The sequence below is a fragment of the Chryseobacterium proteolyticum genome (genome assembly GCF_046591535.1).
GTDB classification, from domain to species: domain Bacteria; phylum Bacteroidota; class Bacteroidia; order Flavobacteriales; family Weeksellaceae; genus Chryseobacterium; species Chryseobacterium proteolyticum.
Map to the genome: position 1 here is coordinate 21852 of NZ_JBJLWK010000007.1, position 13184 is coordinate 35035.

General features: G+C 35.1%; 13 protein-coding genes. 6 read left to right on the forward strand and 7 right to left on the reverse strand.

What is annotated here, in order from left to right:
- Positions 1–31 precede the first annotated feature (31 nt).
- Positions 32–2557 carry a M16 family metallopeptidase gene (locus tag ACJ5H0_RS21275; protein WP_411251955.1) on the forward strand — a complete coding sequence of 842 codons (2526 nt, stop codon included), beginning with the start codon at positions 32–34 and terminating at the stop codon, positions 2555–2557.
- Complete coding sequence (locus ACJ5H0_RS21280; RefSeq protein WP_411251956.1) at positions 2529–2765, forward strand: hypothetical protein; 237 nt, start codon at positions 2529–2531, stop codon at positions 2763–2765. Before ACJ5H0_RS21275 ends, ACJ5H0_RS21280 begins: the two co-directional genes overlap by 29 nt.
- A 74-nt stretch (positions 2766–2839) precedes the next feature.
- Here ACJ5H0_RS21280 and ACJ5H0_RS21285 read toward each other — a convergent pair whose 3' ends face one another.
- Positions 2840–6187 (reverse strand): methylmalonyl-CoA mutase family protein, encoded by a 3348-nt coding sequence (locus ACJ5H0_RS21285; protein WP_172280905.1) that lies wholly within the window; start codon positions 6185–6187, stop codon positions 2840–2842.
- A 182-nt stretch (positions 6188–6369) separates the two neighbouring features.
- On the opposite strand from ACJ5H0_RS21285, the gene ACJ5H0_RS21290 reads away from it, so the two are divergent.
- Positions 6370–6702: a hypothetical protein gene (locus ACJ5H0_RS21290; RefSeq protein ID WP_172280903.1), complete on the forward strand. Its 333-nt coding sequence runs from the start codon at positions 6370–6372 to the stop codon at positions 6700–6702.
- On the opposite strand, the gene ACJ5H0_RS21295 is transcribed toward ACJ5H0_RS21290, so the two are convergent.
- Entirely contained in the window at positions 6699–7283 is a 585-nt protein-coding gene (locus ACJ5H0_RS21295; protein WP_411251957.1) for a hypothetical protein, read from the reverse strand. The genes ACJ5H0_RS21290 and ACJ5H0_RS21295 overlap by 4 nt on opposite strands.
- 182 nt (positions 7284–7465) lie before the next feature.
- Positions 7466–7663: a DUF3667 domain-containing protein gene (locus tag ACJ5H0_RS21300; protein WP_411252072.1), complete on the reverse strand. Its 198-nt coding sequence runs from the start codon at positions 7661–7663 to the stop codon at positions 7466–7468.
- 526 nt (positions 7664–8189) lie between these two features.
- On the opposite strand from ACJ5H0_RS21300, the gene rplM reads away from it, so the two are divergent.
- The 3 genes from rplM (at position 8190) to rpsB (ending at position 9984) form a co-directional block, all read left to right on the forward strand.
- The gene (rplM, locus tag ACJ5H0_RS21305; RefSeq protein ID WP_089027987.1) at positions 8190–8645 is read left to right on the forward strand and encodes a 50S ribosomal protein L13; all 456 of its coding nucleotides are present in this window, start codon (positions 8190–8192) and stop codon (positions 8643–8645) included.
- A 5-nt stretch (positions 8646–8650) separates the two neighbouring features.
- A complete protein-coding gene (rpsI, locus tag ACJ5H0_RS21310; RefSeq protein WP_172280899.1) occupies positions 8651–9037 on the forward strand; it encodes a 30S ribosomal protein S9 in 387 nt (128 codons plus the stop codon).
- Positions 9038–9222: 185 nt separating this feature from the next.
- A complete protein-coding gene (rpsB, locus tag ACJ5H0_RS21315) occupies positions 9223–9984 on the forward strand; it encodes a 30S ribosomal protein S2 (RefSeq protein ID WP_172280898.1) in 762 nt (253 codons plus the stop codon).
- Between the two features lie 72 nt (positions 9985–10056).
- On the opposite strand, the gene ACJ5H0_RS21320 is transcribed toward rpsB, so the two are convergent.
- From ACJ5H0_RS21320 to ACJ5H0_RS21335, 4 genes are all read right to left on the reverse strand, one after another.
- Positions 10057–10500: a DUF6759 domain-containing protein gene (locus ACJ5H0_RS21320; protein WP_172280896.1), complete on the reverse strand. Its 444-nt coding sequence runs from the start codon at positions 10498–10500 to the stop codon at positions 10057–10059.
- 123 nt (positions 10501–10623) lie between these two features.
- A complete protein-coding gene (gene trmB, locus ACJ5H0_RS21325) occupies positions 10624–11301 on the reverse strand; it encodes a tRNA (guanosine(46)-N7)-methyltransferase TrmB (RefSeq protein ID WP_172280894.1) in 678 nt (225 codons plus the stop codon).
- A 75-nt stretch (positions 11302–11376) separates the two neighbouring features.
- Positions 11377–12156, reverse strand: coding sequence for a DUF6759 domain-containing protein (locus ACJ5H0_RS21330; RefSeq protein ID WP_172280892.1), 780 nt, complete (start codon positions 12154–12156; stop codon positions 11377–11379).
- Positions 12157–12328: 172 nt separating this feature from the next.
- Complete coding sequence (locus tag ACJ5H0_RS21335; protein ID WP_273649767.1) at positions 12329–13117, reverse strand: hypothetical protein; 789 nt, start codon at positions 13115–13117, stop codon at positions 12329–12331.
- Between the last annotated feature and the right edge of the window lie 67 nt (positions 13118–13184).

Genomic DNA, 13184 nt, shown 5'->3' on the forward strand with positions numbered 1-13184 from the left:
TTAAATTTAATAACGAAATTTATTAAATGCTATGAAAAACTTACTACTTGGGACAGCTGTCCTATTTTTTACAGGAACTATTAATCCTGTTTTTTCACAGAGTACCGAGGCTCCTAAATTTATTGGCAATACGGAAGGTATTAAAGAGTATACTCTTAATAATGGGATGAAAGTACTTCTGATTCCTGATCCTTCCCAAAGCAATATGGTTGTGAATATTGTGTATAATGTAGGATCAAAAGATGAAGGATATGGTGAAAAAGGAATGGCACATTTGCTTGAGCATATGTTGTTCAAGAGTACCAAAAACCTTGGAGATATTAAAAAGCAGCTTTCTGATAAAGGTGGGCAGGCTAATGGGACAACCTGGTATGATAGAACAAATTATTATGAAATTTTCCCATCCAATGAAGAAAACCTGAAATGGTCTTTACAGATGGAAGCGGACAGAATGATCAATGCTACGATTTTACAGAGTGATCTGGATAAAGAGTTTTCCGTGGTTAGAAACGAATTTGAAATTGGAGAGAATAATCCTACAAGAGTGATGATGCAAAATGTATTTTCTAATGGATACGTTTGGCACAATTACGGGAACAGTACAATTGGCAGTAAGGAAGATATTGAACGGGTAAAAGCTCCGACCTTAAGAAAATTCTATGAGAAATATTACCAACCCGATAATGCAACTCTTATTGTTGCAGGAAAATTTGATGAGAAAAGCGCATTGAAATATATTTCTGATTATTTTTCAGTAATTAAAAAACCTTCACGTGAATTAGGAGGAACTTATACCGTAGAGCCAGCTCAGAACGGAGAAAAGTATTTTGAAATCAAGAGAAATAATGATCAGCAGATTATAGCTGCAGGTTATCATACTTCTGCCTATGCAGATAAAGATTATGCTGCCTTATCTGCACTTTATGAGATCCTTACCTCAAATCCTTCCGGATATTTGTATAAAAGTCTGGTGGAAACTCAGAAGGTTTCCGGAGTCTGGACATTCAGCCCTGTTTTAAGAGATCCGGGGATGGTGTATTTTAATTTTGATGTTCCAAAAGATAAGAACTTAGACGAAACCACCAAACTCGTAAGGGCAGAACTTGATAAAATCTCTTCCATTCAATTTACTCAGGATGATCTTAAAAGAGCGAAAGCAAAACTGATTAAAGACATAGAAAACCAGAAAAATAATACTATTAATTTTGCAATTAATCTTACCGAAATTATCGGAGCAGGAAACTATAAATTAAATTTTCTGTACCGTGATCATGTAGAAAATCTAAAACTGAAAGATATCAGCAAGGTTGCTCAAAAATATTTTAAAAGCAACAACCGTACGATGGGTGTTTTCCGACCTTCTCCTAATGAAGAAAGGGTATTCCCTACAGAATTCAGGGATAACCAGATTGCAGATCTGGTAAAAGATTACAAAGGAAGAGCTTTGGAGAAAGAACCAGCCCCTTTCGAAGCTTCCATTGCAAATATTAAGAAAAACCTTACTGAAGGAAAGTTGTCTAATGGGATGAAGTATGGGCTTATCAATAAAGAGCTTAAAGGAGAAAAAATTCAAGCGAATTTCCGTTTAAGAATCGGAAATGAAAAAGACCTGCAAGGCAAAGAAGCTATTGGAAATATTACTGCTTCTTTATTGAAATCGGGAACCAAAACCAGAACAAAAGAGCAAATAAAAGATGAATTAGATCAAATGAAATCTTCTGTGTATGCTTACGTATATGACCAGAATTTAATCATTGGAGTGAATACTTACAAACAGTATTATTCAAAAGTAATGGCCATCGTACAGGATATACTGACAAATTCTACTTTCCCGGAAAACGAAATTGCTAAAACTATTACTGAAGTAAATACTCAGTTGGAAGGACAATTAAAGGATCCTCAAGCTATTGCGGGTAATGAGTTACAGAGACTGGCATCCCCATACCCTAAAACGAGTATCTTCTATGTAGCTTCCCTACAGGAGCAAATTGATGAAAATAAAAAAGTAACTAAAGCCCAGATTGTTGATTTCTATCAGAATATTATGGGAGCATCCAATGGTGTAGGTACTGTAATCGGGAATATTGATCCAAAAATTGCTTCTTCTGAATTAGAGAAAACATTTGGAAAATTTACTGCTAAATCAAAATTTGTAGAGGTAAAACCAACATTCTTTGAAACTAAAAAGCAAGATAAAAATATCATAACTCCAGATAAAGAAAATGCAGTTGCCCTTGGAACTTCAAGCTTCAAGATGTCGCAGGATCATCCTGATTACCCGGCTTTAGTGATGGCAAATGAAATTTTAGGAAGTGGAGGATTCCTTTCTGCGAGATTACCAATGAGGTTGCGTGAAAAAGAAGGGATTTCATATGGAGTTGGTTCATATCTGGATGTTCCTGTTTCAAATGATGTTGCTTCATGGAATTATTATGCTTTTTTAAATCCTACAAAAAGAAATGCTGTAGAAGCTGCTATTAAAGAAGAAATTAACAAAGCATTAGCTTCAGGTTTTACGCAGGAAGAACTTGATTCCAATAAAAAAAAGTTATGCTAATGAAAGGAAAACCAGTTTAGGCTCTGATGGAACATTGGTTAACCTTGTAAATACTCAGCTTCTTTTTGGAGTTTCATTGGATAAATTTGATGAACAAAATACAAAAATTCAGAACCTGAAATTATCCGAAGTGAATGCTGCTTTGAAAAAATATCTTTCTGAGAATAATATTATCTCTGTTTTCGCCGGAGATTTCAATAAAAAATAGAAGTCTTATCAGATACAATTCAAATAAAAAACCGCAGAAATCCTGCGGTTTTTTTATTTATAATAAAATATTGATTACATATTACGTCTGTATTTACCTCCTACTTCAAATAAAGCATTGGTAATTTGCCCAAGAGAGCAATATTTTACAGCATCCATCATAACAGCAAAGAGGTTTTGCTGATTAATAGCTGCATATTGTAATTCTTTTAAAGCTGCCTCAGATTTATCAAGATTGGCTTGTTGGAAATTGTGAAGTGTTTCAATCTGAACCTGTTTTTCTTCTTCAGTAGATCGAATAACTTCTCCCGGACGAACAGTTGGTGAGCCATCTTTACCCAGGAATGTATTTACTCCGATTATAGGATATTCTCCGGTATGCTTCAGCCATTCGTAATGCATGGATTCTTCCTGGATTTTTGAACGTTGATACATGGTTTCCATCGCCCCAAGTACACCTCCTCTTTCTGTAATCCTGTCGAATTCTGCATACACGGCTTCTTCAACCAGATCCGTTAATTCTTCAATGATGAATGAACCCTGAAGCGGATTTTCATTTTTCGCCAGACCAAGCTCTTTATTAATGATCAGCTGGATAGCCATTGCTCTTCTAACGGATTGCTCTGTAGGAGTTGTAATGGCCTCATCGTAAGCATTCGTATGAAGTGAATTACAGTTGTCATAAATGGCATATAAAGCCTGAAGAGTTGTTCTGATGTCATTGAAATCAATTTCCTGCGCATGCAGTGAACGTCCGGAAGTCTGGATGTGATACTTCAGCATCTGACTTCTTTCATCTGCTCCATATTTGATTTTCATGGCTTTTGCCCAGATTCTTCTTGCAACACGCCCGATCACTGAATATTCGGGATCAATACCATTTGAAAAGAAGAATGAAAGGTTAGGAGCAAAATCATTGATGTCCATTCCTCGGCTTAAATAATATTCCACATATGTGAAACCATTAGCTAATGTAAATGCTAACTGGGAAACTGGATTCGCCCCGGCTTCAGCAATATGATATCCGGAAATGGAGACAGAGTAGAAGTTTCTTACTTTTTCTTTTATAAAGTACTCCTGAACGTCGCCCATTAATCTCAAAGCAAATTCCGTAGAGAAGATACAGGTATTTTGTGCCTGATCTTCTTTTAATATATCGGCCTGTACAGTACCTCTTACAGTGGCAATCGTATGAGCTTTAATTTTTTCATATTCTTCTTTAGGAATAATTTCATCTCCGGTAATTCCCAGTAATTTTAGTCCTAATCCATTGTTGGAAGGAGGAAGCTCTCCATTATAATGGGGCCTTTGCAATCCTTTGTCATCGAACTTGGCTTTAAGAACAGCTTCTACTTTATCTTCAAGTTTATGCTCCACAATATATTTTTCAACATTCTGGTCTATCGCTGCATTCATAAAAAAGGCAAGCAACATAGGAGCAGGTCCGTTGATGGTCATAGAAACCGAAGTCATTGCATTAATAAGGTCGAAGCCAGAATACAATTTTTTAGCATCATCCAGTGTCGCAATAGAAACTCCTGCATTTCCGATTTTACCATAGATATCTGGGGGTAAGGCAGGATCTTGGCCATATAATGTTACTGAATCAAAAGCTGTAGATAAACGCTTAGCAGGCATTTCCGCAGAAACATAATGGAATCTTCTGTTCGTTCTCTCCGGTCCACCTTCTCCCGCAAACATCCTTGTAGGATCCTCTCCGGTTCTTTTGAAGGGATAAATTCCGGCAGTGAAAGGGAAGCTTCCCGGAAGATTCTCTTTACCTTTCCATAGAATAAGATCTCCCCAGTCATTATATTTTGGTAATGCAATTTTAGGGATCTTCAGATGAGACAGGGATTCTGTTGAGGTTTCTACCTTAATTTCTTTTCCACGAACAAAATATGAATAGAATTCCTGATGAAATGCCTTTTTGGTGTCATCCCAGTTTTTAAGGAAATCAATATTCTCCTGCTGGAGGTCCTTTTCTGCCTTTTGGTATTCGGCATCTAAAGTTTCGTTAGAGATAATTTTTTTCACACCATCAATATGATACATTTTTCTGGCAAGCTCAGCCTGCTTTTCAATGTTTACATCATACTGCTTATTGTTTTCAACGATCTCTGATAAATAACGAACTCTTTTAGGTGGAATTATGGTCACTTCATCTGTGATTTCCTGCTCAACGAAAGTATTGAGGTTTAGCCCCGAAAATTTGTCGTTAACTTTAGAAATTAATCTGTTGTATAGTTCTGTAGTACCGTGATCGTTAAACTGTGAAGCCTTTGTAGCATATACCGGCATGTCATCCAATGGGCTCTCCCATAAAAGATGGTTTCTCTGGAACTGTTTTCTCACGGCCTGTAAAGCATCCAATGCGCCACGTTTATCCGATTTGTTTAGAGCTACAAGATCTGCATAATCAAGCATGTCTATCTTTTCCAGCTGTGTAGATGCTCCGTATTCAGGAGTCATTACATACATGGAAACATCTGCAAAGTCTGAAACTTCAGAGCCTGATTGTCCGATACCGGAAGTTTCAAGGATAATAACATCCGGGTGGGCAAGTTTTAAAACATTCAAAGCGGAATGAATAAATGGAGAAACGGATACATTGTTTTCTCTGGTTGCCATGGACCGCATATAAACTCTTGGATCATTGATCGCATTCATACGGATTCTGTCTCCAAGTAATGCTCCTCCTGTTTTCTTTTTAGATGGGTCAATAGATATAATCGCTATTTTCTTATCTGTATTGGAACGCAGAAAACGTCTTACCAATTCGTCAGTCAATGAGGACTTACCGGCACCACCGGTACCTGTAATACCAATAATGGGAATATTCAGATCTTTTGCTTTTTCATCGATAGCTTTAACAAGCTCCGGTTTTTCATCAGAGAAGTTTTCAACAGCAGAGATAATTTTAGCAATGCTGGTTGAATTTTCGAAATTGATAGAGTCCAGATCCTGTGCTGTTACATCTTTTCCTGTGGCAAAATCTGATCTGTTAACCAGATCATCAATCATTCCCTGAAGGCCAAGCTCTCTTCCATCATCCGGGGAATAAATTCTGTCGATTCCGTAAGACATAAGATCTTGGATTTCTTCCGGCAGGATTACTCCTCCTCCTCCTCCGAAGATTTTGATTTGTGGCGAATTTTTTTCTCTCAGAAGGTCATAAATATATTTGAAATATTCATTGTGTCCTCCCTGATAAGAGGTTAAAGCTATAGCATTTGCATCTTCCTGGATGGCAGTATTTACAACTTCTTCAGCTGATTTGTCATGTCCAAGGTGAATGACTTCACAGCCGGTTCCCTGAATAACACGACGCATAATATTAATTGCCGCATCATGTCCGTCAAATAATGACGCTGCTGTTACAATTCTAACTTTGTTTTTAGGGGTATATTTTTGGGTTTCCATAAAAAATCTAGAAAATTTCTGAATTTCCAAATATAACAATAATACAGAACATAATATTGAACTTTATATTCCTTTAATTCAAGTGTTTAGGTGTTTTTGCCGAAATTGAGGTTCTCCATTTCCTTTGCATTCTGCACGGAAATAATAGGTAAATTAATTACTTTTGCATCATATATTATTATATGCAGAAAGCTTCGATTTATTTTGCGATAGGAACTGTGATCAGTTTTCTTATTAACTATTTCTTCTTAAGCAGTCAGAATATCGGGCTAGACCTATATTATGCTGTTGCTTTTGGTTTTGCGTGGGGATTGGCTTATTATTTAGATACGCCTAATTTTTCACTGCCTCAAAAGTTGGGATTGTCTTTCGCGGCAATGGCTGTTTTGGTGTTGGTGGGATCTGTTCTTTTTGATTTGAAACTTGCGATTCCTTCTATTCTTAAATTTTCTACTGTATTTGTAGCTTATTATTTAATTGCGAGTTTTAGAGGCAGTAAGTCTTTACGTAATTAATGCATCGTTATAAAACTGATGTAGCTTAATATCATTAGCATAAAGAGTAATCCGATACAGTTGATGATAAATAGCAATGAACCTTTTAATATGCTTTTCCTCTTGCTTTTTTCATAAAGCCTGTGGTGGGCAATAAAGAAATAGGCTGAGGTATAAAAGAATAAAGCACAATAGAATAATCCAAAAATAATTTTGATAGGGGTATAGTTGGGCAGTATTGCTGTAAGATGGTTGGTGAGAATGAAGATCAGGGTAGTTAATAAGAGAAAAGAAAAGTAATGAAGGGTAAATATTCCATGATCAAAATACCACCATTTTTTCTTATTGTGAAATACCCATAGAAAGAATGCGAATATGGGTAAGTAAATAAAAAGGGCTTTTGGGAAAGAGTGGATGAATGTATCTACAAAACGGCCTATTATTTCTTTTCTTTTCAAACCTCTGTCCTGTAAATGGAATATTTTTTTAGCAAAAGGTCTTAAAGATTTATAATTTCCACCTCCTTTTTTGCTTAGCGAATCATATTGTTTCATTGATGTCGCTCCTAATATTGCAAATTGGTCTTTTTCAGAACTTAGCACTTCTTTTTTGTCAATAAGATCCTCAATTTTTTTTTATTTTGGATATGCTTTTATGTACAATGCTGTCATTTTTATTATACCCTTCTGCAAGCATTCCTGATTTTACACTATCAATTATTTTTGCAGTCAGTTCTTTTTTCTGCTCTTTTTCTTTTTGTATGGAATGTTTTTCAGTTGCTTCATCATCTGTATTTTCTGACTGGGGGAAAAGGGTAGGGACGAAAAAAAGTTATAAAACTCACAAATATGTAAAGCTTTACAGGGGCTACGTAAATTTGTCTTTTTCCGGATAGATATTCTTTGGTTAATTTTCCCGGCTGGAATAGCAGATACTTTATCGTTTTCCAGAATTGTCCATCATAATGAGTAAAATCTTCAATGAAATGGGTGAAAAGAAAATAGAAGGGTTGTCTCGGTTCTGTATTTTCCTGTCCACAGTGTGGGCAGAATCTCTCTTCTACAAGGTGTCCGCAGTTGAGGCAGTTTTTTTTCTTCTCTTATTTTTCCGTGACTCATGACTATTAAGGCTTTGCGGCAAATATAATTATTTCGAGAATGAAAAATAATTTTTTACATCAAATTAATGTAAAATATAATTTCACGGATAGGTAATTGATAATAATAATGGGGTATCTTTGAATAAAAGTTAATAAAGTAAGAGTTTAGTGACTAAACTCTTTACTTTATCACCTGTGTTTTTAGAATCTTCTAAAACTTTTTTTTTCATCGAATATGATTTTGCAATATCTGTGCCAAGAATATTTTCCATAGATGAAATCTGTCGAATCGTTTAAGCTAAACCCATAACCTGAATATTAAATCAAATATGTTTTTCCATTACAAATTTAATTTGTATCTTTGCACACCCTTAGAGGGAAAATTATGTTTAATCTTTAACTAAAACGTGTGAATACATTAAGTTACAAAACTGTTTCAGCGAACAAAGCTACTGCTAATAAAGAATGGGTTGTGGTAGACGCTGAAGGACAACCGTTGGGAAGACTAGCTTCTCAGGTTGCAAAGATTTTGAGAGGTAAGCACAAAACAAACTTTACACCTCACGTAGATTGTGGTGATAACGTTATTGTTTTGAATGCTGGGAAAATTACGCTTTCCGGAAACAAGTGGGAAGATAAGACTTACATCTGGCATACAGGATATCCAGGAGGTCAAAAATCTATGACTGCGGCTGAACTTCAAAAGAAAGATTCTTTGAAAGTATTAGAAAAGTCTGTAAAAGGTATGTTACCTAAAAACAGATTAGGTTCTGCTTTGTTCAAAAACCTTTACTTATATGAAGGAACTGAGCACAAGCATGAAGCTCAACAGCCTAAAACAATTAATATTAACGAATTTAAATAATTAATATGTCTACAGTTCATAAAATTGGTAGAAGAAAGACTTCTGTAGCAAGAGTTTACGTAAAGCCAGGTACTGGTAACATTACAGTAAACGGTAAAGATGCTAAAGATTATTTCTCTACAGACGTAATGGTTTACAAGTTAAATCAACCATTTATCCTTTCTGAAACTGTTGGTCAGTATGACGTTACCGTAAATGTTTTCGGTGGTGGAAATACAGGACAAGCAGAAGCTATCAGATTAGGTATTTCAAGAGCTTTATGCGAAATCAACGCTGAGTTCAGATTAGCATTAAAGCCAGCTGGTTTACTTACAAGAGACGCAAGAATGGTGGAAAGAAAGAAGCCAGGTCAGAAAAAAGCAAGAAAGAGATTCCAATTCTCAAAACGTTAATTTTTTTCAGACATCAGATTGGAGACATCAGATTTCAGACTTTTTCTTGTCTGGTATCTTATATCTGAAATCTATTAATCTAAATTTTAAATTGCCCGTTACGTTTAGCATCCAAACGCTTCTCCCATCTAAAGAAGTTGTTGATTGTTTAAAAGACGGAAAGTAAACTAACAAAAACAGAAAACATGGCAAAAGCAAATGTAAAAGACCTTTTAGAGGCTGGTGTACACTTCGGTCACATGACTAGAAAGTGGAATCCAAATATGGCTCCATACATTTTTATGGAGAAAAATGGTATTCACATTGTAGACTTACATAAAACAGCAGTAAAGTTGGATGAAGCTTGTAGCGCTTTAGAAAAACTTACTTCTGCAGGTAAAAAAGTTCTTTTTGTAGCTACTAAGAAGCAAGCAAAAGAAGTTGTTGCTAAGCACGCTTCAGAACTTAATATGCCTTATATTACAGAAAGATGGCCAGGAGGAATGTTAACAAACTTTGTTACAATCAGAAAGGCTGTTAAGAAAATGAACTCTATCGATAAAATGAAAAAAGATGGAACGTTCGAAACTTTATCTAAAAAAGAGAGACTTCAGGTAGACAGACAAAGAGCTAACCTTGAGAAGAACTTAGGTTCTATCTCTGACATGGTTCGTCTTCCTTCTGCAATATTTGTTGTTGATATCTTAAGAGAGCACATCGCTGTAACTGAAGCTAAAAAATTAGGTATTCCAGTTTTCGGTATCGTAGATACCAACTCTGATCCTAGAAAAGTAGATTTCGTTATTCCTGGAAATGATGATGCTTCTAAGTCTATCGATATGATCTTAAATGTTGTTTCTGATTCTATCAGAGAAGGTCAATCTCAGAGAAAAGCTGACAAAGAAAAATCTAAAGAAGAAGGAGAAAAAGTATCTGCTGATACAGATGCTGATTTCGATGCAGAATAATTAAAGATTTTCTTTATTATAAAAAAAGGCCACTAATACAATTAGTGGCCTTTTTTTATGATATAAAAATTTTTAGTTGGATAAAGTGATAGAGTAGGAGTTTGTAATAAATTTTGTCGATTGATATACAGAGTTGCAGACCATCCCGGAAAGCTTATAACTTTGATTTTTGGGAAGCATTACGTATCCTATCTTGTTTGCTCCAATTGGTATTTTTCTGTAGTAATTGTTTCCGCTTATTGTAAGGACCATATTACAAGGAGATTTATTCTCTACGGAAAAAGAGGTTTGTGTACTCCCTGATGAGTCATTTAACAGGTCATTTAATACTTCAGTTGTTTCAGGCTTATAAGTCTTCATTAATTCATTATACTCACGTTCCGTACTTACGCGTGATGATGTTGCAGAAGTGGATGGAAAAGGATTTCTCCTGATTGGATAATTATTATAATTTACACTACAGCTGATCATTATTAATGAGAGAATGATGCCAGGTAAGAGTAATTTCTTTTTCATATATATTTTTGAACAGTAAATGTATGATTTTACTTTTTATCTATAAAATTCTATTTCCCTATCTATTCGCATCCTATTAAAGTCAGAATAGTTGTTTTCATCAAATGTGTGTACATATAAAACTTAACTTATTCTAAACTTTATATAAGTAATAGTCTTTCCTTTTGCGGAAAAAAGTGCTTCATAATATGTTTTTATATCCCTTAAATATTTTGTGTCGGGATCATACTCCGGAGCTCCGTAAATGTCGTGATGGGCAGTAATTATTTCATAGCCGGCTCCCTGTAGAAAACCTAACGTATAGCCATGTAAGAATTCGGAATCTGTTTTCAAATGAATGATTCCGCCTGGTTTTAAGAATTTTTTATACCGATCCAGAAAGTCAGGATGAGTCAACCTGTGTTTTGTACGTCTGTATTTTATTTGAGGATCCGGGAAAGTGATCCATATTTCATCCACTTCATTTTCTGCAAAGAAGTGATCTACAAGTTCAATCTGAGATCTTAAAAAAGCAACATTAGGCATATTGTTTTCAACAGCCTCTTTAGCTCCGAACCAGAACCTTGCTCCTTTAATGTCTATCCCTATAAAGTTCTTTTCTGGGAATGCTTTTGCAAGACCAACAGAATATTCTCCCTTTCCACACCCTAACTCAAGAACAATAGGATTATTGTTTTTAAAGAAATCAGTTCTCCAATTTCCTTTAAGTTCGAAACCACTTAAAACTTCTTCCCTTGTCGGTTGAATGACGTTAGGTAATATTTTGTTTTCTTCGAATCTTGCTATTTTATTTTTACCCATGACTATAAATGAAAATCTGGCAAAAATAGTGATTTTTATGCATAACTGGTTCGTTTTGCTCTTAAAAAGAAAAGGTTAATTTTTAGGTTCTGAGGATCCCAGTGCAACCATAATCGGTTTTTGAATCGTTTTTTGAGAGGCATATTGTGCTCCGCAAACAATGCTTGTAAAAAGATAATCTCCTTTTTGTACAACTATGGAGTTTTCATTATGTGCCGGAACAGCGAGTCTGTATTTTGTAGTACCAACACCTTCCATTCTCACGATCATGTTACAGTCTGATTTGTTTTCTATAAGCACGATACATTCTTTGCTCATAGGATCATTATCAAACAATGAATTTAGGATCTGTACTGTCCTGTTCTTATGTTCCGTGGGAGAAACTGCCATCAGCATATTGAATTCTTCTGCTTCAGCATCTGGAATTGCTACCGTTGTTGAAGATGTGTTGACTACAATTGCATTTTGTGCATTACTGGGCGTATAAACGATTGAAGATTGTTTGGCAGCTAATTCTGCTTTGTATTTTGCGATCTGCTTTTGTTTAATGATAGCATTCATTTCATCAAAAGTGATCTTGGTAGATGGCCTCCTTTTAAGCAAAGCAAGCATTTCCTGCATTTCTTTTACTTTTTGATCTGCCGGGTGAGCATTCTTGATGTATTCCCTCATCATATCCATTACTTTAGGTTTTAAAACTGATCTACGGGGATCATCCGGATGGGCATCTCTAAGAAAGGCATTGATCTCATAAATGTTTTTACTTTTTAGAATATTCGTGTAGTCCTTTCCTCTTTTCTGAGCAGAAAGGCTAATAAATAATAGTGTACCAAAGAATAGAAGTAACTTTTTCATCTGACAAATATTAGGTTAAATGGCATCTCTCCTTAATTTGTATTCAGGTCAGTTAGTCTTTAAAAAGATAACGTACCAATATAATTTTTATTTTACACTAGTACGTGAGATAAATTTAAGAATATATTGTATATAAATACAATTTTTTTGTAAATATCTCAATAACTGTATGTTATTTTACAATATCTTGCAGATGGGAGTTCTTTAATCTTCTTTGATAGATGGGTAAATATTTTTCAATTGGAATTTTTACAGCTTCAAAGTTACCTGCCTGTACATAAGGTTGTATATTCTCTGAAGAATAAACAAATTGTAAAAAGTTATCAATTAAATTTTCAGGAATTTTAAATTTCAGGAAATAATCTTTACCCAAATAGTTCTTTATTTGAGTCACCGAATTATTCATGTTCTCGTAGGCAACATAACGTTGTTTCTTTTTTCTTTCTCCAGATAAAATATCGTAAATGCTTTCAAGACTAAATGTTAAGCCACCGTCACGAAGTCCCGCTACCGGAAGCTGTGGCGGATTGCCATCTCCCTTAGGCTCCGGAAGGCCAATTACCTTTTTCAGCTCAAGGGCTTTATCTTTCTTAGCTAAGGCATTAACATCATATCGTAAATTTCCTGTAGGTTTAAATCTGCTGATGACAACCTCCTGGATATCATGATAGGCAATTTTCAGTTCGATCAGGCTTTTAATGCCGAACATCTGAGGGGTAAGGCGGATATCTTTTCTTTCTGTAACGATTGAAGTAAAACGTATAACATCTCCCGGGTTAGCCTGAATGTTAAAATCACCATTATAATCCGTAAGAACGGTTCGCTGAGTATTCAGGTTTGTTACATAAACCTGATTTAAATATAATATGGAATTGTCTCTAAGGAATACTTCCCCGGAATATATTTGAGCATTGATCTTTGCAAGAAAAACCAATAGCAAGAGCGTTATAAGTTTCTTCATATAATGTGGCAAAATTACATAGAATTACATCAATTTATACCTAGATAGATAGTGAAAACAGGTTAAA